The sequence below is a fragment of the Streptomyces sp. NPDC059695 genome (genome assembly GCF_042733785.1).
Taxonomy (GTDB): Bacteria; Actinomycetota; Actinomycetes; order Streptomycetales; family Streptomycetaceae; genus Streptomyces.
The window spans coordinates 51105-70886 of record NZ_JBHWFF010000028.1 but is presented as its reverse complement, the minus strand read 5'-3'; the positions used below and the strand labels follow the sequence as shown (position 1 = coordinate 70886).

Below are 19782 nucleotides of genomic sequence, written 5' to 3'. Positions count from 1 at the left end.
TCACAGCAGCGTCAGCTGCTCCGGGCCGGCCGTGGGGGAGGGCTCCTCCGGCACGGGGATCCGGCGCCCCGGGCCCCGGTGCGCGGGCCCGATGCCGAACTCGGCCGCCAGCTCGTGCACCTGACGGGTGATCCGGCGCTGGTACCAGGTCGGCGCGTAGGCCCCGCCCGCGTACATCCGCTCGTACCGCGGCACCAGGCCCGGGTGGTGCGCGCGCAGCCAGGTCATGAACCACTCGCGGGCGCCCGGCCGCAGGTGCAGCACGAGCGGGGTGACCGAACTCGCGCCGGCCTCGGCGATCGCGCGGACCGTCGCGCGCAGCTGCTCGGGACGGTCGCCGAGGAAGGGCACCACGGGCGCCATCAGGACCCCGCAGTCGATGCCGTGCTCGTCGAGCGTGCGGACGACGTCGAGGCGGCGCCGGGGCGACGGGGTGCCGGGCTCGACCGTCCGCCAGAGCTCCTGGTCGGTGAAGCCGACGGAGACGGAGATGCCGACCTCGGTGACCCGGGCGGCCTGGGTCAGGAGCTCCAGGTCGCGCAGGATCAGGGTGCCCTTGGTGAGGATCGAGAACGGGTTGGCCCGGTCCCGCAGCGCGGTGAGGATGCCGGGCATCAGCCGGTAGCGTCCCTCGGCGCGCTGGTAGCAGTCGACGTTGGTCCCCATGGCGACGTGCGCGCCCTGCCAGCGGGGGGAGGCGAGCTGCCGGGCGAGCAGCTCCGGGGCGTTGATCTTGACGACGATCTGGGAGTCGAAGCCGAGGCCGGTGTCGAGGTCGAGGTAGCTGTGGGTCTTGCGGGCGAAGCAGTACACGCACGCGTGCGTGCAGCCCCGGTACGGGTTGACCGTCCACTCGAACGGCATGCGGGAGGCGCCGGGCACCCGGTTCAGGATCGAGCGGGCCCGGACCTCGTGGAACGTGATGCCCCGGAACTCGGGGGTGTCGAAGGTCCGCGTCGTGACCGCGTCCGTGCCGAAGAGGGAGATGTCGGCGGGGGCGGCGGGGGTGTCGCCCAGATGGTCCCAGCGCATGGACGCCTCCTCGGTGGCTCGGACTCGACCGTTCACTCAGAATAGAACACCTGTTCCCTTGATCGTCGCAACCCGGATTTCGCCCCCCGGAGCCCACGTGGTTCGCTTGGGCCACACCCCCGAGGAATCACGAGCTGGAGGAAGTCAATGGCGCAGGTCGAGGCCACCACGGAACGGATCATCGCCGCGGACGCGGAGACGGTGTTCGACGCGCTGGCCGACTACAGCGGTACCCGCGCGAAGGTGCTCCCCGAGCACTTCAGCGAGTACGAGGTGCGCGAGGGCGGCGACGGCGAGGGCACCCTCGTCCACTGGAAGCTCCAGGCCACCAGCAAGCGCGTCCGCGACTGCCTCCTGGAGGTCACGGAGCCCACCGACGGGCAGCTCGTCGAGAAGGACCGCAACTCCTCCATGGTCACCACCTGGACCGTGACCCCCGCCGGCGAGGGCAGGTCCCGCGCCGTCGTGACCACTGTCTGGAACGGCGCCGGCGGCATCGGCGGCTTCTTCGAGAAGACCTTCGCCCCCAAGGGCCTCGGCCGCATCTACGACGCCGTCCTCGCCAAGCTGGCCGCCGAGGTCGAGAAGTAACGCCCGGAGCGTTCACCGATTCGAGTGGATCGCCCGCGCCCCCCGTACCGGCACTCCCGCGCGCCGGGGGCGCGGGCCTTCCCGTAAACGCGCTGATGAGCGACCCAAGTGCGCCGTAGTGCAGGGACGTTCACCCCCCGGAGCGCCACCGCCCTCCCGTACCGCCCGACTTGCTCCCCCTTCGCGTGCAATGCGAAGAATGGCGCGGCGCAGACGCCGCGACGTTGGGAGCAGGTACGTGGGTGCGATCACGATGGTGAAAGGCGTCCCGGACGCCGCGGGCGAAGCGGACCCCCTGGACGCTCCGCCCGCCGATCCGGCCCCGCCGGCGGACCCGGGACCCGCCGCTCTCGACCCCCGCCGCGTACGGCTCGTCTTCTGCGGCCTCATGCTCGCGCTGCTCCTCGCCGCGCTGGAGCAGATGATCGTCGCCACCGCCCTGCCGAAGATCGTCGGCGAACTCCAGGGCCTGGACCGGATGTCCTGGGCGATCACCGCCTACCTGCTGACCTCCACCATCGGCCTGCCGGTCTACGGAAAGCTCGGCGACCTCCTCGGCCGCAAGGGCGTCTTCCTCTTCGCGATCGTCGTCTTCGTCATCGGCTCCGCCCTCGCCGGCTGGTCCCGGACCATGGACGAACTCATCGCCTTCCGCGCGGTCCAGGGCGCCGGAGCCGGCGGCCTCATGATCGGCGTCCAGGCGATCATCGCCGACATCGTGCCGCCCCGGGAACGCGGCCGCTACATGGGACTCATCGGCGCCGCCTTCGGCCTCGCGTCCGTCGCGGGGCCCCTGCTCGGCGGCTTCTTCACCGACCACGTCTCCTGGCGCTGGTGCTTCTACTTCAACGTGCCCTTCGGGCTCGTCACCCTCGCCGTCGTCGCCGCCGTCCTCAAGCTCCCCAAGCCCACGGCACGCGCGCGCTTCGACGTCCTCGGCGCCCTCCTCCTCGCCGCCGCCTCCACCTGCCTCGTCCTGCTCACCAGCTGGGGCGGCACCGAGTACGCCTGGGACTCCCGGGTCATCCTCGCCCTGGCCTGCGGAGCCGCCGGAACGACCCTGCTCTTCCTGGTCGTCGAACACTTCGCGCCCGAACCGCTCATCCCGCTGCGCCTGTTCCGCGACTCCGTCTTCACCGTCACCGCCCTCGTCGGCGCCGTCGTCGGCATCGCGCTCTTCGGCGCCGCCAGCTACCTCCCCAGCTTCCTGCAGATGGTCGAGGGTGCCAGCGCCACCGAGTCCGGCCTCCTGATGCTGCCCCTCATGGGCGGCATCGTCATCGCCTCCGTCGTCTCCGGCCAGCTCATCAGCCGCACCGGCCACTACAAGATCTACCCGGTGATCGGCGGGGCCGTCGCCGTCCTCGGCATGTGGCTGCTCTCGCGCATGGACACCGACACCCCGCGCCTCCAGCACAGCCTGTGGCAGGCCGTCCTCGGCACCGGCATCGGCCTGGTCATGCCGGTGCTCGTGCTCGCCGTACAGAACTCCGTCCGTCCCGCGGACCTCGGCACCGCCACCAGCGCCCACACCTACTTCCGTCAGATCGGCGGCAGCGTCGGCGCCGCCGTCTTCGGCACGCTCTTCGCCTCCCGCCTCGACGCCGCCCTCGGCGACCGCCTCGCCGGCGTCCTCGCCCAGGGCGGCCCGGTGACCCTGCCGCCGGCCGAGTCGATCACGCCGGGGACGGTGCACACCCTGCCGCCGGCCCTGCGCGACGCGTACATCCAGGCGTACGCGGACGCGATGCCGCGGATCTTCCTCTACCTCGTGCCGGTCCTCGTGCTCGGCCTCGTCCTCGCCTTCTTCCTCAAGGAGAAACCGCTGGTGTCCCACCACAGCCCCCTCACCGAGGCCACCGAGGCCATCGACCTGAGCACCGCGCAGGCGTTCCCGCACGCCCGCCACGCGGCCTCCGCCGCCGCCCCCGCCGGAGCCACCCCTCCGCACGCCGGGGTGCCGGTCTGCGGCACCGTCCAGCACCACGACGGAAGCCGCGTCCCCCGGGCCGCGCTCACCCTCATCGACGTCCAGGGCCGGCAGATCGGCCGCGGCGCGAGCGGCGAGGACGGCCGGTACGCCCTGAGCGTCCCCGGCGGCGGCGCCTACGTCCTGATCGCGGCCGCCGGCGGACACCAGCCGCAGGCCGTCTCCGTCACCGTCGGCGACCGGCCCGTCGAGCTCGACGTGGTCCTCGGCGGCGCCGGGCGGCTCGCGGGCAGCGTCGTCACCGCCGACGGCACGCCCGTGCGGGACGCGGCCGTGACCCTCACCGACGTGCGCGGCGAGGTCGTCGCCTCCACCCGCAGCGGACGCGAGGGCGGGTACGTCATCGGGGAGCTCGTCGCGGGCGAGTACACGCTGGCCGCCAGCGCCCCCGCCTTCCGGCCCGCGGCGCTCCCCGTCAGCGTCCAGTCCTCCCGCGAGACCCGCCAGGACATCGAACTGGCCGGCGGCGCGGTGCTGCGCGGCACCGTACGGGCCGGGGGAGGGCGCCCCGTGGAGGACGCCCGGGTCACCCTCCTCGACGCCGCGGGCAACGTCGTCGACACCCTCACCACCGGCGCCGACGGGAGCTTCCGCTTCATCGACCTGTCCTCCGGCGAGTACACGGTCATCGCCGCCGGGTACCCGCCCGTCGCCACCGTCCTCCAGGTGGCCGGCGGCGGCCGCACCGAGCGCGACCTCCAGCTCGGCCACCAGGACTGACCGGCCCGACTCAGGAGGTGGTCGTCGCCTTGCGCAGCGCGCTGATGCAGGTGCCGATCGCCTCCTGGAGGGCTTCGAGGCGCTGGAGCATGTCCGCCTCGTAGATGTCCTCCTCCATCACCTCGTCGAGGGTCAGCTCCTCGAAGACCTTCGTCGCCTTCTGCAGGCTGCTGTAGAACCTCGTCCGCCGCTCCAGGACGCGCAGCGCCGGATCCTCCTCGACCGCCTTGGCGACCAGGCCCTTCACCGTGTCGTAGGCCTCGCCGGCCCACTCGCCCGCCTCCTCCGAGTCGTCCAGCTCGTCGAGGAGCGACAGATGACGCTCGGCCTCGGCCCGCAGCTCGGCCGGCGCCTCCACGGTCTGCCCGGCGGGGGTCCTGATCTGGCCGTTCTCGACGATCTGCCGGACGTACCCGATGCGGTCGGCCGCCTTCGCCTCGCTCGCCACCGCCTTCTTCAGGTCGTCGGTCCGCGCGAAGGCCCGGGCCATCTCCGTCTGGAGCGCCGGGTCCTCCTTCATCCGGTCGAGCAGCGCCCCGCGCGCGGCCTCCGCCGTCCCGGGGTCGGCGAGGATCGCCGCCCGCAGCGCCGTCGGGTTCTCCGCGACCTCCAGGGCCTTCGTCGGCCGGATGCCCTCCGCCTCGGCCGCCGCGCTGATCGCCTGGCCGCGCACGGAGGACGCGCTGTTGCGGGAGGTGTAGTACGAGAGCCACACGTCCGCGTCCGGCAGCTCGATGTCCTCGCCGGGGACCAGCACCTCGAACTGCGGGACCAGACCGTCGTCGGCCGCCATGTCCCAGGCCCTGTAGTGGCGCATGACCCGCTCGGGCGAGCACCCGGCGAGCTCCGCGAAGGCCTTCGCGGAGACCTTCGTCCGGGCCGTCCCCTCGGCCGCCTGCCCGCCGGGCCGGACGCTCCGGGCCACCTTCAGGGCGAACGCCCAGCCGCCGGTCCGCGCGTACACCCCGAAGTCATGGGCGTCACGGACGACGACCGGGTCGTACGGCTGCTCCTCCCGGGGCTCCGTGTCCTCCTGGGGCTCCAGGTCCTCCGTCTGGGGCTCCAGGTCCTCCGTCTGGGGCTCCGGGGCCTCCTCCCGGGGCTCCTCCCGGGGCCCGGGGGCCGACGGCTCCCAGAACTCCGGCTCCTCCGCCATGACGGGCCCGGCGGGCTCGGGAACGACGGCGGACCCGGTGCCGACGGGCTCGGTCTCGGCGGGCGCGGATTCGGACGGGGTGAGGGCGATGGTCACCGAGAGCTCTCCGGAAGGTCGACAACGACGGCTGCGGCCGACAGCCTATACGCACCCCTTGGCGATGTTTCGCCCGTTTCGGGGGCCGCCGATCGGGTGGCGTACGGGCACGGCCCACGGCATCGTGCCCCACCCCCCGCCCGGAGCGCATCCGGAACCCGCCGGATGATCCGTACGGCCGTCCGGCCGATGCCAGTGGTCCACTCCAACGGCGGTTATCCACAGGGGTGGTAGGGCGGCCGGACGGCGCGTACGGTGCCAGGCATGAAGATCCTCATCAGCGCCGACATGGAGGGCGCGACCGGTGTGACCTGGCCCGCCGACGTGCTTCCCGGCACGCCCCAGTGGGAGCGGTGCCGCGCGATGTTCACCTCCGACGTGAACGCCGCCGTGCTCGGCTTCTTCGACGGCGGCGCGGACGAGGTCCTCATCAACGAGGCGCACTGGTCCATGCGGAATCTGCTCCTGGAGCGGCTCGACGAGCGGGCCGAGATGCTCACCGGCCGCCACAAGTCCCTCTCGATGGTCGAGGGCGTGCAGCACGGCGACGTCGACGGCATCGCCTTCGTCGGCTACCACACGGGCGCCGGTACCGAGGGCGTCCTCGCGCACACCTACCTCGCGAACTCCATCACCGGGGTCTGGCTCAACGGCGAGCGGGCGAGCGAGGGCCTGCTCAACGCCCATGTGGTCGCGGAGTACGGCGTGCCCGTCGTCCTCGTCACCGGGGACGACCTGACCTGCGAGGACGCCCTGGGATACGCGCCCGGGGCGCCGAAGGTCGCCGTCAAGGACCACGTCTCGCGGTACGCGGCGGTGTGCCGCCCGCCGGCCAGGACCGCCGCCGACATCCGCGCCGCGGCGAAGACCGGCGCCGCGCTCGCCGTCCGGCACGAGCCGGTCCGCGGCGGCCCCTTCACCGTGGAGCTGGAGTTCGACGCCGATCACCTGGGCGCCGCCGCAACGGTGGTTCCCGGCGTGGCGCGGGGCGGCGAGCGGCGCGTCGCGTACACCAGCGAGACGATGTACGAGGCAATTCGCACGTTCAAGGCGGTCACGACCATCGTCTCGGCCGCGGTGGAGGAGCAGTATGGCTGAGGAGGTCCGGGGCCCGGACACGACGGCGCTCGACGAGGTGGTCACCTTCACCTCCGAGCTCATCCGCATCGACACCACCAACCGCGGCGGCGGCGACTGCCGCGAGCGTCCGGCCGCCGAGTACGTCGCCGAGCGGCTCGCGGACGCCGGGATCGCGCCCACCCTCCTGGAGCGGACCCCCGGCCGCACCAACGTGGTGGCCCGGATCCCCGGCACCGACCCCTCGGCCGACGCCCTCCTGGTCCACGGCCACCTCGACGTGGTGCCCGCCGATCCCGCCGAATGGACCGTGCACCCCTTCTCCGGCGAGGTCCGCGACGGGATCGTGTGGGGGCGCGGAGCCGTCGACATGAAGAACATGGACGCGATGGTCCTGGCCGTCGTCCGCGCCTGGGCCCGCCAGGGCGTCCGGCCCCGCCGCGACATCGTCCTCGCCTACACCGCCGACGAGGAGGCCAGCGCCGAGGACGGCTCCGGCTTCCTCGCCGACCGGCACGCGGACCTCTTCGACGGCTGTACGGAGGGCATCAGCGAGTCCGGGGCGTTCAGCTTCCACCCGCACCCCGGTCTCACCCTCTACCCGATCGCGGCGGGCGAGCGGGGCACCGCCTGGCTCAAGCTCACCGCCCACGGCCGGGCCGGCCACGGCTCCAAGGTGAACACGGCCAACGCCGTCACCCGGCTCGCCTCGGCCGTCGCCCGGATCGGCGGCCACACCTGGCCGGTCCGTCTCACCACGACCGTCCGCGCCGCCCTCACCGAACTCGCCGCGCTGTACGGCATCGAGGTCGACACCGCGGCCCCCGAGCTCGACGTCGACCTCCTCCTCGACAAGCTCGGTCCGGCCGCCGCCCTCGTCGCACCGACCGTCCGCAACAGCGCCAACCCGACGATGCTCGACGCCGGCTACAAGGTCAACGTCATCCCCGGACAGGCCGTCGCCTACATCGACGGCCGGATGCTGCCGGGTACGGAGGAGGAGTTCGCCGCGACCATGGACCAGCTCACCGGGCCCGACGTGGCGTGGGAGTTCCACCACCGCGAGGTGCCCCTGGAGGCCCCGGTCGACTCGCCGACCTTCGCCGGGATGCGGGCCGCCGTGGAGCGCTTCGACCCCGCCGGGCACGTCGTGCCGTTCACCATGTCCGGCGGCACCGACGCCAAGCAGTTCTCCCGGCTCGGCATCACCGGCTACGGCTTCTCGCCGCTCCGGCTGCCCCCGGACCTCGACTACGGGGCACTGTTCCACGGCGTCGACGAGCGCGTCCCGGTGGACGCCCTGCACTTCGGCGTCCGGGTGCTCGACCACTATCTGAAGTCCGCGTAGGCCCGTGACAGGGGGAGATGGGATGGGCACGACCACGACCACGGCCGGGTACGGCAGCTGGCCCTCACCCGTGAGCGCCGGGCTCGCGGCCGCGCACGACGGGCGGCCCGAGTACCTCGGCACCGTCGGCGACGAGCTGTGGTGGACCGCGCCCCGCCCCGCCGAGGGCGGCCGGCGCGCCCTGGTCCGGCGGCGCGCCGACGGCACCGAGGAGAGCCTGCTGCCACCCCCGTGGAACGTCCGGAGCCGGGTGATCGAGTACGGCGGGCAGCCCTGGGCGGCCGTCGCACGGCCGGCCGGCGGACCGCTCGCCGTGTTCTGCCACTTCCCCGACCAGCGGCTCTACGCGTACGAACCGGACGCCGCCCCCGGCACCGCGCCGCGGCCGCTGACCCCCGTCTCCTCCGTCGGCGGCGGACTGCGCTGGGTGGACCCGGTGATCCACCCGGACCGGGGCGAGGTGTGGTGCGTCCTGGAGGAGTTCACCGGGCCCGCGCCGACCGACGTGCGCCGCGTCCTCGCCGCCGTTCCGCTCGACGGCTCGGCCGCGGAGGACCGCGGCGCGGTCCGTGAACTGAGCGACGGACGCCACCGGTTCGTCACCGGCCCCCGGCTCTCCCCGGACGGCCGCCGCGCGGCCTGGATCGCCTGGGACCACCCCCGGATGCCCTGGGACGGCACCGAGGTCCTGCTCGCCGAGGTCACCCCGGAGGGCGCCTTCGGCGAGGCCCGGACCGTCGCGGGCGGGACCGCCGAGTCGATCCCGCAGGCCGACTGGGACGCGGCCGGCCGACTGCTCTTCGTCAGCGACCGCACCGGCTGGTGGAACCTCTACCGCGCGGAGGCCGGCGCCGACGGGGCCCTCGCCGAACCGGAGGCGCTCTGCCCCCGCGCCGAGGAGTTCGGCGGCCCGCTCTGGAAGATCGGACTCCGCTGGTTCACCCCCCTGGAGAACGGGCTGATCGCCGTCGTCCACGGCAGGGGAACCACCACGCTCGGAATCCTCGACCCCGAGCGCCGCGCCCTCGTCGACGCCGCGGGACCCCGCACGGAGTGGGCCGCCACCCTCGCCGCGCACGGCACCCGGGTGGTCGGCGTCGCCGCCGGACCGCACCGCTCCTACGAGCTCGTCGAGCTCGACACCCGCACCGGACGCAGCCGCGTCGTCGGCGCCGCCCACACCGACGCCGTCGACCCCGCCCACCTCCCCGAACCCCGCGTCCGCACCTTCACCGGACCCGGCGGGCGGGAGATCCACGCACAGGTGTACCCGCCGCACCACCCCCGGTACAGCGGGCCCGAGGGCGAGCTGCCGCCCTATGTGATCTGGGCGCACGGCGGCCCCACCGGCCACGCCCCGCTCGTCCTCGACCTGGAGATCGCCTACTTCACCTCGCGCGGCATCGGCGTCGCCGAGGTCAACTACGGCGGCTCGACCGGCTACGGCCGGGAGTACCGGGACCGGCTGCGCGAGCGGTGGGGCGTCGTCGACGTGGAGGACTGCGCGGCCGTCGCGGCGGCGCTCGCCGCCGAGGGCACCGCCGACCCGGCCCGGCTCGCCGTGCGCGGCGGCAGCGCGGGCGGCTGGACGGCCGCCGCGTCCCTCGTCTCCACCGACGTGTACGCCTGCGGCACCATCATCTACCCCATCCTGGACCTGCGCGGCTGGGCCACCGACGAGACCCACGACTTCGAGTCCCAGTACCTCCACGGACTGATCGGACCCCTCGACGAGGTGCCCGCCCGCTACAAGGAACGCTCGCCGATCGAGCACGTCGACCGCGTCGCCGCCCCGTTCCTCCTGCTCCAGGGCCTCGACGACGTCATCTGCCCGCCCGCGCAGGCCGAGCGCTTCCTCGCCCGCACGGCCGGCCGGGGCGTCCCGCACGCCTACCTCGCCTTCGAGGGGGAGGGGCACGGCTTCCGCAGGGCCGACACCATGGTCCGCGCCCTGGAGGCCGAACTCGCCCTCTACACGGCGACCTTCGGGATCGATCGCACCGACGTCCCGGCCCTGGAGTACCGCACGTGAGCCCCGTCGAGGCCCTCACCCGCGCCGAGCGGCTCCGGCCGGGGGCGCGGGTCGCCGTCGTCGCCCCCAGCGGGCCCGTCCCCGAGGAACGGCTCGCGCCCGGGCTCGGCATCCTGCGCGGCTGGGGCCTGGAACCGGTGGTCGCCCCGCACGTCCTGGACACCCACCCCGCGCTCGGGTACCTGGCGGGCGACGACGCGGCGCGGGCCCGCGACCTGACCGAGGCCTGGTGCGACCCCTCGGTCTCCGCCGTGCTCTGCGCCCGCGGCGGCTTCGGCGCCCAGCGGATGGTGGACCTCGTGGACTGGGCGGCGATCCGCGCGGCCGGCCCCAAGGCCTTCGTCGGCTACAGCGACGTCACCGCCCTGCACGAGGCCCTCGCCGTCCGCGCGGGCTTCGCCACCCTGCACGGACCGATGGTCGCCGCCGCCACGTTCCTGTCGGAGCCGGCCACCCAGGAGTCCCTGCGCGCCACCCTCTTCGAGCCCGAGACCGTCCTGACGCTCGGCCGGAGCACGGGACGGACCCTGGTGCCGGGGCGCGCCCGGGGCGTGACGCTCGGCGGCTGCGTCAGCCTCCTCGCCGCCGACCTCGGCACCCCGCGGGGGCGGTCCTCGGCCCGCGGCGGGCTGCTGCTCCTGGAGGACGTGGGGGAGGAGCCGTACAGGCTCGACCGCATCCTCACCCAGCTCCTGCGCTCCGGGTGGTTCGACGGCGTCGCGGGCATCGGTCTCGGTTCCTGGGAGGAGTGCGGCCCCTACGAGCAGGTGCGGGCGGTCCTCGCCGACCGCCTCGGCGGGCTCGGGGTGCCCGTCGTGGAGGAGATGGGCTTCGGGCACGGCCCGACCGCGCTCACCCTGCCGCTCGGTCTGCCCGCCGCGCTCGACGCGGACGGATGCACGCTCACCCTGGAGGTGCCGGCCCTGCGCTGAGCGGAGGAGGCATCCCTACGACGCCCGCGCCGGAGAGCCGCGGGGCGGACCGGCGCCTCGCGGGGGCTCGGGCCGCTGCTCCGCGGCGCCTCCCGGGGCTCGGGCGGCTACTCCGGCGCCGTCCTGCGCTGATGCGCGGCGGCCTCGTCGCGGCTGGTCTCCAGGTGACGCAGGGCCAGCTCCTCGACGCGCTCCACGTCCCGCGCCTCGATCCCCCGGTACAGCTCCGCGTGCTCCTCCGCGACGACGGCGAAGTCGTCGTGCTGGCCGAGCATCCAGCGCATCCGGCTGCGCAGCGTCGCGTTGAGCTCGCTCAGCAGGGCGTTGTCCGCGAGCTCCGTGACGGTCTCGTGGAAGTCGGCCGCCGCCCGCCGGGCGGCCTGACCGTCGCCCTTGGCCGCGGCGGCCAGCTCGGCGTCGAGGTCGGTGCGGAGCTTCGTGAGCCCCGCCCTGGTGCGGCGCTGCGCCGCGAGCCGGAAGCCGAGGACCTCCAGGGCGGACCGGACCTCGCCGAGGTCCGAGATGTCGGACGCGCTGAACTCGCGCACCACCGCCCAGGTGCGCGGACGGGGTGTCACCAGACCCTCCGCGACCAGGTCCCGCAGGGCATCGCGGACGGGCAGCCGGCTCACGTCCAGCTCGGCCGCGATCTCCCGCTCGACCAGCCTGCTGCCGGGTGCCCGGGTCCCGTCGATGATCTGATCGCGCAGGGCGCGCGTCACCCGCTCCGATTCGGGCTTGAACTCCTCAGCGCCTGTCATGCCGCCATTCTCCCATCGGAGCGGGCGGGGACGGGTGGGCGGGAAGGGCGGGGCGGGCCGCGGGACCCGGCCGTCGGGGCGCGGCGCGCGGCCTTCACTGAATCTCCGTCAGCAACCCGTGCCCGACGCGTTGACGGGTCTATGACACGTGTCACAGCATGGGTGTCGCCCAGTACCTACCAGTCGGTAGGCAGTCGGTGGGTCTCTCGGCGTCGTCCTCAGCGTGGAGGTCTCTGTGTCCCGTGCCGTGCCCCGATCCCGTAAGGCCCTCGCGCTCGTGGCCGGTGCGGCCGCGCTCGCCGGGCCGCTCGCCCTCGCCGCACCCGCCACCGGCGCGGAGGGGTCCGCCGCCCCGTACACCGCCGCCCCGTACACGGCCACCCCGAACGCCCCCGCCCCGAACCCCGCCCCGTACACCGTCACCCCGCTCCGGTTCACCGTCGAGGCGGGCGGACGCAGGTGCGCGGTCGACGCCGACCTCTACCGGCCCGCCGGGGTGGACGCCGCGCACCCCGCACCCGCCGTCCTCGCCACCAACGGCTTCGGCGGCGGCAAGAGCGACGATTCCACCGCCGCCATCGGCAGGGCCTTCGCCGAGCGCGGCTACGTCGGTCTCGTCTACTCCGGCCTCGGCTTCGGGAAGTCCGGCTGCCTGATCTCCCTCGACGCCCCGGAGACCGACGGCCGGGCCGCCGCCCGTCTCGTCGACTTCCTCGCCGGCACCCGCCCGGCCGACGACGGCACCCGTGCCGACTTCGTGACCCGGGACGGCGAGGGAGACCCCCGCGTCGGCATGATCGGCGGTTCCTACGGGGGCGCCGTCCAGCTCGCGGCCGCCTCCGTCGATCCCCGTGTCGACGCCCTCGTCCCGCTCATCACCTGGAACGACCTCGCCTACTTGCTCGCCCCCAACGCCGCCGACCGCGCCACGCCCGGCGTCTTCAAATGGCAGTGGGCCAACGGCTTCTACCTCATCGGCGAGGGCCAGCCCCTGCTCTCCCCGTCGCTCGACCCCAGCCGGATCAACTCCCTCGGCTGTCTGCACTTCGTCACCGACGCCTGCGACACGATCAGGCTCCTCAACTCCGGGCGCTACCCGGCCGCCGCCACCGAGAGGATGCTCGCCTACGCCCGCAGCGTCTCCCCGGTCTCGTACCTGGACCGGATCACCGCCCCCACCCTCCTCGTACAGGGCCAGTCCGACAGCCTGTTCACCCTCAACGAGGCGCGCGCCACCTACGACCGGCTCCGTGAGCGGGGCGTCGACACCGGCATGATCTGGCAGTCCTGGGGCCACAGCGGAGGACAGAAGGCGGGCGAGCTCGACCTCGGCGACCCCGGGGCGAGCTACGTCGGACAGCGCGTCCTCGCCTGGTTCGACCGGTACCTCCGGAAGAACGCGGCCGCGGACACCGGCCCGGCCTTCGCCTGGTACCGCGAGGGCCGTGACTACGGCACCGCCGACCGCGTCCCGCCGCTCAGCCAGCAGATGTACCTCTCCGGCGACGGCAAGCTCGTCGACGACCGCGCGAAGGTCGCCCGCGGCTCCAGGAGCTACGCCAACTGGCTGGTCCCCACCAGCCATTCGGAGTCCTCGCTCGCCGGGATGACAGGCCTTCCCGACCCCCGGCCGTACGACACCCCCGGCACCTACCTCGGCTGGACCAGCGCCCCGCTCACCGGGCCCGTCGACCTCGTCGGCGCGCCGAGCGCGACCCTCCGCGTCGTGTCCCCCGCGACCGAGCGGGTCCAGGACTCCGGCGACGCCGCCGACCGGCTCGTCCTCTTCGCGAAGCTGTACGACGTCGCGCCCGACGGAACGAAGACGCTGGTCAACCGGCTGGTCGCGCCGGTGCGCGTCCCGGATGTCACCCGCCCCTTCACCGTCGAGCTGCCGGGCATCGTCCACCGGTACGAGACGGGTCACCGGCTGGAGTTCGTCGTCGCGGCGAGCGACACCGCGTACTCCGGCAACCGGGGCGTCAAGCCGGTGACCGTCGTCAGCGCCCCCGAGTCCACGGGGACGCTGTCCCTGCCCCTGGTGGAGGGCAGGGTCGGATAGCGGACCCTAGAGCGCCGCGTACCCCGGGCGGACGACCTCGTCGACCAGCCGCCGCCGCTCCGGCAGCGGCAGGAAGGCGGCCTCCAGGGCGGCGACCGTGAACTCCTCGAAGACCTCCGGGCCGTACCCGAAGGCGTCCACCATGTGCTGGAACTCCTCGCTCATGGTGGTGCCGGACACCAGCCGGTTGTCCGTGTTGAGCGTGATCCGGAAGCCGAGGCGGCGCAGCTCGTCGATCGGGTGCGAGGCGTAGTCCTTCGCGGCGCCCGTCTGGAGGTTGGACGTCGGGCAGACCTCCAGGGCGATGCGGTTGTCCCGGACGTACGAGGCGAGCCGGCCCAGCGTGCCGTCCTCGGCGATGTCGTCGGTGATCCGCACGCCGTGGCCGATCCGCTCGGTGCCGCAGACCTGTACGGCCTCGTGGATCGACTCCGCGCCGACGGCCTCGCCCGCGTGGATCGTGTAGTGGCAGTTCTCCCGCTTCAGGTGCTGGAAGGCCGCGAGGTGGCGGGCCGGCGGGTTGCCGATCTCGCCGCCCGCTATGTCGAAGCCCGCCACGCCGTTGTCCCGGTGCGCGACCGTGAGCTCCGCGATCTCCAGCGAGCGGTCGGTGTGCCGCATGCCCGTGAGCAGCGCGCGGACGGTGATCCGGCCGCCGGCGCGGCGCTCGCCCTGACGGAAGCCGTCGTTGACCGCCACGACGACCTCGTCGAGGGTGAGGCCGCCCTCCAGGTGCTGCTCCGGTGCGTAGCGGATCTCGGCGTAGACGACGCCGTCCGCCGCCAGGTCCTCGGCGCACTCGGCCGCGATGCGGGTGAGCGCCTCGCGGGTCTGCATGACCGCGCAGGTGTGCGCGAAGGTCTCCAGGTAGCGCTCCAGCGAACCGGAGTCGGCGGCGTCCCGGAACCAGACCGCGAGCTCGGCCGGGTCCTCGGTCGGCAGCGCGGTGTAGCCGCACGCCCGCGCCAGCTCGACGATGGTCGCGGGGCGGAGCCCGCCGTCGAGGTGGTCGTGGAGGACGGCCTTGGGGGCCCGGCGGATCCACTCGGAGACGGTGGCGGCGGCAGGCGTGGCAGGGTTGTCAGACAAGTGCATGGCCGGGAAGTGTACGCCACGGCGGTACGGGCCGCTGTGACACCCCTGACGGGCGGGCCGGCACGGGGCGGGGCGCGGGCCGCCGGCGGGGGCGCCGGTGCGGTCGGCCCCGGCCCCGGGGCCTCAGTGCGACTGCAGCACCGGCAGGGCGGGCGTGCCCGTCGGGAGCATGTGCTTGGCCGCCAGGACCGGGGCCTCGCCGACCCGCACCACCTGGGTGACCAGCACCGCGGGGGTGTCCGCCGGGCGCCCCAGCTGCTCCCCGCGCCGCCGTCCGAGCAGCGTCGCCGTGATCCCGCTGTGCGCGTGCAGCGACGTCTCACGGGAGGCCGCGACCAGGACCGCCAGCATCGAGACCGCCTCGGCGCCCGCGCCCTCCGCCTCCCGCAGGGCCCGCGCGAACTCCGGGTGCACCCGGTCGAGCAGCTCGTCGGGTGCCGCCCACTCGTGGCTCAGGGCCGCCGCCGCGCCCTCCCCGGTCAGGACCGACTCCCAGAACCGCAGCTCGGCGCGCGCGGGCGCGAGCAGGTGCTGGGTGGTGAAGTCGGTCGGCTCCTCGGCGGTCCGCACCAGGGCCCGCACCCGCAGCGGGGTGCCCGCGCCGATCAGCTCCTCCAGTGGCTGGACGTGCTCGAAACCGCGCCTGGGCGGACGGTCGTTGACGGTACGGCCGACCCCGCGCCGCACCGTCAGGACGCCGTCCTCCTGGAGCAGGAGCAGCGCCTCGCGCAGGGCCGGCCTGCTGACGCCCAGCTCGGCGGCGAGCTTGGGCTCGGAGGGGAGCGTGGAGCCCGGCGGGTAGGTGCCGTCGTGGACGGCGTCCGCGATCCGCTCGTAGAGCGCCACGACCGGTCGCCGCCGCTGTCCGCTGACCGCCACGGCCCCTCCTCGTCTCGTTCCCCGGCCCGTTCGCCGCGGGCCCGGCACCACGGTAGTCGGCCCACGTTGTCTGACAAGTCACCCGTACGGCCCTGCTCGCCGTCACGGTGACGCGCCACTCGTCCCATTCTGGTCCCACGGCTGCGGCCGGGTACGACCGACGGCACGACGGAGGAGAGGGCCGGGCATGAGTCCCAAGGAGACGCCACGGACATCGGGCGGTGGCACGTCCCGGCTCGCCGAAGCCTTCGCCCCGGGACGGGTCGCGATGATCGCGGTCGCCGACCACACGCCGGTTCCCGTCGTCGAGAACGCCCGCGAGGTCGAGATCCGCCTGCCGAGCCCCGAAGCCGGCCCGCCCCTCGACGCGGCCCTGCCGGCCACCGCCCTGCTCGGCGCGGCCGGTGGCTCCCCCCTCGCGGCCCGGAGGCGGAAGTGAGGCGGGCCGCCGTCGTGGTCGGCGGCGCGGTCCTCGCGCTGGCGGCCTTCGCCGCCTCCTCGGCGGAGGAGACCGCCGATCCCGACGATGCCGGGACCCGTCCGATGCCGGACTTCCTCGACGGGGCGCTGTGGCGGGTCTTCACCCACCTGGACCGCCGGACCCGGCTCGACGTCCACGACGTGAGCGGCCGCGACCGGCGCGTGCTGTGGCCGCCGCGCTGGCAGGTCTGCACCCAGTACCCGGCGGCGGGCACGGGCCTCGACCGCCGGACGACCGTCATGATCGGAGTCGTACGGAAGGGCGAGACCTGCCCGCCGCGCGTCCGCGACGCCCGCCGCTGACGGCCCCGGGGGCCGGGGCCCGCACCGTCGGAGGCCGCTGCCCCCGCCCCGCGGGCCTCCGGCCGCATACCCTGCTCCGTATGTCCGACGACCCCGGCACGTACCTCACCACCGGGCCCCGCGTGGGCCTCCGCCCCTTCTCGGCGGCCGACGCCGACGAGTTCACCGCCCGCGCCCGCGAGAGCCGGGAGCTCCACCGCCCCTGGCTCTTCCCGCCGTGCACGCACGACGCGTACGCCGTCTACGCGGGCGGGCTGCTCCAGGACCCGGCCCGCGCCGGCTTCCTCGTCTGCGAGCGCGCCGACGGCGCCATCGCCGGCTTCGTCAACATCAACAACATCGTCCGCGGCGCGTTCCGCAGCGGCGCCCTCGGCTACGGCGCCTTCGCGCACGCGGCCGGACGCGGCCTCCTGGCCGAGGCCCTCGGTCTGGTCCTGGAGCACGCCTTCGGGCCCCTGGGGCTGCACCGGCTGGAGGCGAACATCCAGCCCGGCAACACCGCCTCCCGCGCCCTCGTCCGCCGCGCCGGCTTCCGCCTGGAGGGCTTCTCGCCCGCGATGCTGCACATCGACGGGGCCTGGCGCGACCACGAACGCTGGGCGATCACGGCCCCCGTCGGCACCGCGCCCTAGCGCTTGTAGTTGATCTTCATCGTGTCGAGGTCCGTCACCGTCGAGCGCAGCGCCTTGTACCCGTGGCCCAGCTCCCGGAGCGCCGTCTCCACCCGGTCCTCCGCGATCGCCCCCGCCATCTCGTCGCCGTCCTCGGCGTCCGAGACGACGACCAGGCGGTACGAGAAGTGCTTCAGCGTCCGGTCGTAGGTCAGCGACCCCTCCTTCGTGAACTGCATCGCCGTCAGCCCGTGCGCGTCCACCTCGGCGAGCAGCCGGGTCCGGCTCTCCTCCGACAGACCGTCGAACGTGCCGCGCACGATGACCCGGTAGGTGTGCTGCGTACCCATTCCTCGAACTCCCTGTGCCCCTGGTCCCCGGCCGCCACGACGGCGGACCGGCCCTCCACACTACGGTGACGGCCCCGGCCGCCGCCCGGAATATCCGGGCCCGCGGCCCCCGGCGCCTTTGCCGAAGCCTGACACGGAGAACCGTGGAGAACCCCTGGTCAGGACCGGCTCCGGCGTGTTCCATGGATCAATGACGACCGTACGACGTGCCGTACTGACGCTGCCCGCGGCCCCGTTGGGCCCGGACAACCCTCTCCCCGCACTGCGGGCTCCCGCCGGCGCCGGAGCCCACGCGGTCGACGCGCGGACCCTCGCGGAGCTCCCGCGCGACATGGCCCGGGGCATCGGACGGGCGCCCCTGCGCAGCCTGCTCCCCGCCCCCGTGCGCGACGGCTACGGCCGCGAGCGCACCCCCGCGGACCTCGACGCGATCGTGATCGAGAACGACCGGCTCCGGGTGACCGTGCTGCCCGGTCTCGGCGGCCGCGTGCACTCCCTCCACCACAAGCCCACCGGGCGGGAGCTCCTCTACCGCAACCCCGTCCTTCAGCCCGCCGCCTTCGCCCTCAACGGCGCCTGGTTCTCCGGCGGCATCGAGTGGAACATCGGGGCCACCGGCCACACCGCCCTCTCCTGCTCGCCCCTCCACGCCGCGACCGTCCCGGCCCCCGACGGCGGCCCGATGCTCCGCCTGTGGGAGTGGGAGCGCCTGCGCGACCTGCCGTTCCAGGTCGACCTGTGGCTCCCGGAGGGCTCCGACTTCCTGTACGTCGGCGTCCGCGTCCGCAACCCCCACGAGCGGCCCGCCCCCGCCTACTGGTGGTCCAACATCGCCGTCCCCGAGGAGCGCAGGGTCCTCGCGCCCGCCGACGCGGCCTGGCACCACGGCTACGAACGGGGCCTGAGCCGCCTCCCCGTGCCCGTCACGGAGGACGGCACCGACCGCTCGTACCCGCTGAACGGCGTGCACGCCGCCGACTTCTTCTACGACCTGCCCGAAGGACGGCGACGCTGGATCGCCGCCCTCGACGCGGCCGGTCACGGGCTCGTCCAGACCTCCACCGACCCGCTGCGCGGCCGCAAGCTCTTCCTGTGGGGCTCCGGGCGCGGCGGCCGGCGCTGGCAGGAGTGGCTGACCGAACCCGGCACCCCCGGCTACGCCGAGATCCAGGCCGGCCTCGCCCGCACCCAGCTGGAACACCTGGAGCTCGCGGGCGAGGAGGAGTTCAGCTGGCTGGAGGCGTACGGACCGCTCGCCGCCGACCCCGCCACGGCGCTCGGAGACGACTGGGCGGCGGCCTGCGCGGACGTCGAGGAGAAGCTCCGGGCGGCGCTGCCCCGGGAGGCCGTCGACACGGCGTACACCGCCTGGCGGGAGGGCGCGGCCGACGCCGAGCCGGAGACCGTCCTCGCCACCGGATCCGGCTGGGGTGCGCTCGAAGTCCTGCGCGGGGGGTACGCGTTGCCGGGTACGCCCTTCCCCGAGTCGACGCTCGGACCGGAGCAGGAGCCCTGGCGGGAACTCCTGCGCACCGGTGTCCTGCCGCCCCCGGCGAAGGGCGCGGGACCCGGCGCGCCGCTGGTCGCCGCCCCCTGGCGGGACATGCTGGAGACCGCCCCGGCCGATCCGTCCACCGAGTACCACCTCGGGATCGCCCAGTGGCACGCGGGGGACCGCGCCCAGGCCGTACGGAGCTGGGAGCGCGGACTGCGCGGGGCCGAGGTGCGCTGGCCCCTGCTCGCCTGCCTGGCCGTCGCCGACACGGAGGACGGCCACCCGGCACGGGCCGCCGAGCGGTTCGCGGAGGCCTTCGCCGACCACGAGGGCCACGGGGGCGGTGCGGTCGTGGCGGCGGCCCTCGGGCGCGAGGCCGTGGCGGCGCTGCTCGCCGCGGGCCGGACCGGCCACGCGAGGGAGCTGTGGGCGCGGCTGCCGGACGAGGTCCGGGCGCGGGGCGCCTTCCGCTTCCTGGAGATCCGGATCCTGCTGGCCGAGGGCCGGCCGGACGACGCGCGCGCCGTCTTCGACGCGGGGTTCGAGGTCGCGGACCTGCGCGAGGGCGCGGAGATCCTCGGTGAGGTCTGGGCGGAGCTCACCGACGAACCGCTCCCGGACGCCTACGAGTTCCGGATGCGCCCGAGCTGAGACGCCGGCGCCCCCGGGGGGGGCCCCGGGGGGCGGGGGGGGCGGCGGGCGGGGGCGGCGCGGCGGGGGGCGCGCGCCGGGGGCGCGGGGGTGGGCGGCCGGCCGGCGGGGGGCCCCGCGG

The 19782-nt window shown here is 74.6% G+C and carries 17 protein-coding genes; 11 read left to right on the top strand and 6 right to left on the bottom strand.

Annotation, left to right across the window (positions count from 1 at the left end):
* Complete coding sequence (locus tag ACFV2S_RS29180; protein WP_385565182.1) at positions 1-1032, bottom strand: Rv2578c family radical SAM protein; 1032 nt, start codon at positions 1030-1032, stop codon at positions 1-3.
* Between the two features lie 147 nt (positions 1033-1179).
* Here ACFV2S_RS29180 and ACFV2S_RS29175 point away from each other — a divergent pair, with 147 nt between their 5' ends.
* Positions 1180-1623, top strand: a complete 444-nt coding sequence (locus ACFV2S_RS29175) for an SRPBCC family protein (RefSeq protein ID WP_385565179.1) — start codon at positions 1180-1182, stop codon at positions 1621-1623.
* A 253-nt stretch (positions 1624-1876) separates the two neighbouring features.
* Positions 1877-4333 (top strand): MFS transporter, encoded by a 2457-nt coding sequence (locus tag ACFV2S_RS29170; protein WP_385565245.1) that lies wholly within the window; start codon positions 1877-1879, stop codon positions 4331-4333.
* Positions 4334-4343: 10 nt separating this feature from the next.
* Here ACFV2S_RS29170 and ACFV2S_RS29165 read toward each other — a convergent pair whose 3' ends face one another.
* Positions 4344-5585: a hypothetical protein gene (locus tag ACFV2S_RS29165; protein WP_385565176.1), complete on the bottom strand. Its 1242-nt coding sequence runs from the start codon at positions 5583-5585 to the stop codon at positions 4344-4346.
* A gap of 264 nt (positions 5586-5849) precedes the next feature.
* Between ACFV2S_RS29165 and ACFV2S_RS29160 the strand changes: the two genes are divergently transcribed.
* Genes ACFV2S_RS29160 through ACFV2S_RS29145 form a run of 4 tightly spaced genes read left to right on the top strand, consistent with a single transcriptional unit; the run spans position 5850 to position 10974 of the window.
* On the top strand, positions 5850-6683 hold the full coding sequence (locus ACFV2S_RS29160) for a M55 family metallopeptidase (RefSeq protein WP_383793006.1): 834 nt from the start codon (positions 5850-5852) through the stop codon (positions 6681-6683).
* A complete protein-coding gene (locus ACFV2S_RS29155) occupies positions 6676-8010 on the top strand; it encodes a M20/M25/M40 family metallo-hydrolase (protein WP_385565171.1) in 1335 nt (444 codons plus the stop codon). The genes ACFV2S_RS29160 and ACFV2S_RS29155 overlap by 8 nt, the downstream gene beginning before the upstream one ends.
* Positions 8011-8032: 22 nt before the next feature.
* Positions 8033-10042 carry a prolyl oligopeptidase family serine peptidase gene (locus tag ACFV2S_RS29150; protein ID WP_385565167.1) on the top strand — a complete coding sequence of 670 codons (2010 nt, stop codon included), beginning with the start codon at positions 8033-8035 and terminating at the stop codon, positions 10040-10042.
* On the top strand, positions 10039-10974 hold the full coding sequence (locus tag ACFV2S_RS29145) for an LD-carboxypeptidase (RefSeq protein ID WP_385565164.1): 936 nt from the start codon (positions 10039-10041) through the stop codon (positions 10972-10974). The genes ACFV2S_RS29150 and ACFV2S_RS29145 overlap by 4 nt, the downstream gene beginning before the upstream one ends.
* Before the next feature lie 107 nt (positions 10975-11081).
* On the opposite strand, the gene ACFV2S_RS29140 is transcribed toward ACFV2S_RS29145, so the two are convergent.
* Entirely contained in the window at positions 11082-11735 is a 654-nt protein-coding gene (locus tag ACFV2S_RS29140) for a GntR family transcriptional regulator (RefSeq protein ID WP_385565160.1), read from the bottom strand.
* A gap of 235 nt (positions 11736-11970) precedes the next feature.
* Here ACFV2S_RS29140 and ACFV2S_RS29135 point away from each other — a divergent pair, with 235 nt between their 5' ends.
* Complete coding sequence (locus ACFV2S_RS29135) at positions 11971-13797, top strand: CocE/NonD family hydrolase (protein ID WP_385565156.1); 1827 nt, start codon at positions 11971-11973, stop codon at positions 13795-13797.
* Positions 13798-13803: 6 nt separating this feature from the next.
* Here ACFV2S_RS29135 and ACFV2S_RS29130 read toward each other — a convergent pair whose 3' ends face one another.
* Both ACFV2S_RS29130 and ACFV2S_RS29125 read right to left on the bottom strand, forming a co-directional pair.
* Positions 13804-14892, bottom strand: coding sequence for an adenosine deaminase (locus tag ACFV2S_RS29130; RefSeq protein ID WP_385565152.1), 1089 nt, complete (start codon positions 14890-14892; stop codon positions 13804-13806).
* Positions 14893-15015: 123 nt separating this feature from the next.
* Positions 15016-15771 carry a GntR family transcriptional regulator gene (locus ACFV2S_RS29125; RefSeq protein ID WP_383793023.1) on the bottom strand — a complete coding sequence of 252 codons (756 nt, stop codon included), beginning with the start codon at positions 15769-15771 and terminating at the stop codon, positions 15016-15018.
* A 187-nt stretch (positions 15772-15958) separates the two neighbouring features.
* On the opposite strand from ACFV2S_RS29125, the gene ACFV2S_RS29120 reads away from it, so the two are divergent.
* The 3 genes from ACFV2S_RS29120 to ACFV2S_RS29110 all read left to right on the top strand — a co-directional run bounded on the left by ACFV2S_RS29120 (position 15959) and on the right by ACFV2S_RS29110 (position 17186).
* Entirely contained in the window at positions 15959-16210 is a 252-nt protein-coding gene (locus tag ACFV2S_RS29120; RefSeq protein WP_385565146.1) for a DUF1049 domain-containing protein, read from the top strand.
* Complete coding sequence (locus tag ACFV2S_RS29115; protein ID WP_385565142.1) at positions 16207-16554, top strand: hypothetical protein; 348 nt, start codon at positions 16207-16209, stop codon at positions 16552-16554. Before ACFV2S_RS29120 ends, ACFV2S_RS29115 begins: the two co-directional genes overlap by 4 nt.
* A gap of 80 nt (positions 16555-16634) precedes the next feature.
* Positions 16635-17186, top strand: coding sequence for a GNAT family N-acetyltransferase (locus tag ACFV2S_RS29110; RefSeq protein ID WP_385565137.1), 552 nt, complete (start codon positions 16635-16637; stop codon positions 17184-17186).
* On the opposite strand, the gene ACFV2S_RS29105 is transcribed toward ACFV2S_RS29110, so the two are convergent.
* Entirely contained in the window at positions 17183-17515 is a 333-nt protein-coding gene (locus ACFV2S_RS29105) for a DUF6204 family protein (protein WP_385565132.1), read from the bottom strand. The genes ACFV2S_RS29110 and ACFV2S_RS29105 overlap by 4 nt on opposite strands.
* A 190-nt stretch (positions 17516-17705) precedes the next feature.
* Between ACFV2S_RS29105 and ACFV2S_RS29100 the strand changes: the two genes are divergently transcribed.
* On the top strand, positions 17706-19661 hold the full coding sequence (locus tag ACFV2S_RS29100) for a DUF5107 domain-containing protein (RefSeq protein ID WP_385565129.1): 1956 nt from the start codon (positions 17706-17708) through the stop codon (positions 19659-19661).
* Positions 19662-19782: the final 121 nt, after the last annotated feature.

Coding starts and splice junctions, on each gene's coding strand:
- ACFV2S_RS29180 (WP_385565182.1), bottom strand. CDS start 1,032: ATGCGCTGGGACCATCTGGGCGACACCCCCGCCGCCCCCGCCGACATC.
- ACFV2S_RS29175 (WP_385565179.1), top strand. CDS start 1,180: ATGGCGCAGGTCGAGGCCACCACGGAACGGATCATCGCCGCGGACGCG.
- ACFV2S_RS29170 (WP_385565245.1), top strand. CDS start 1,877: ATGGTGAAAGGCGTCCCGGACGCCGCGGGCGAAGCGGACCCCCTGGAC.
- ACFV2S_RS29160 (WP_383793006.1), top strand. CDS start 5,850: ATGAAGATCCTCATCAGCGCCGACATGGAGGGCGCGACCGGTGTGACC.
- ACFV2S_RS29155 (WP_385565171.1), top strand. CDS start 6,676: ATGGCTGAGGAGGTCCGGGGCCCGGACACGACGGCGCTCGACGAGGTG.
- ACFV2S_RS29150 (WP_385565167.1), top strand. CDS start 8,033: ATGGGCACGACCACGACCACGGCCGGGTACGGCAGCTGGCCCTCACCC.
- ACFV2S_RS29140 (WP_385565160.1), bottom strand. CDS start 11,735: ATGACAGGCGCTGAGGAGTTCAAGCCCGAATCGGAGCGGGTGACGCGC.
- ACFV2S_RS29130 (WP_385565152.1), bottom strand. CDS start 14,892: ATGCACTTGTCTGACAACCCTGCCACGCCTGCCGCCGCCACCGTCTCC.
- ACFV2S_RS29120 (WP_385565146.1), top strand. CDS start 15,959: ATGAGTCCCAAGGAGACGCCACGGACATCGGGCGGTGGCACGTCCCGG.
- ACFV2S_RS29110 (WP_385565137.1), top strand. CDS start 16,635: ATGTCCGACGACCCCGGCACGTACCTCACCACCGGGCCCCGCGTGGGC.
- ACFV2S_RS29105 (WP_385565132.1), bottom strand. CDS start 17,515: ATGGGTACGCAGCACACCTACCGGGTCATCGTGCGCGGCACGTTCGAC.
- ACFV2S_RS29100 (WP_385565129.1), top strand. CDS start 17,706: ATGACGACCGTACGACGTGCCGTACTGACGCTGCCCGCGGCCCCGTTG.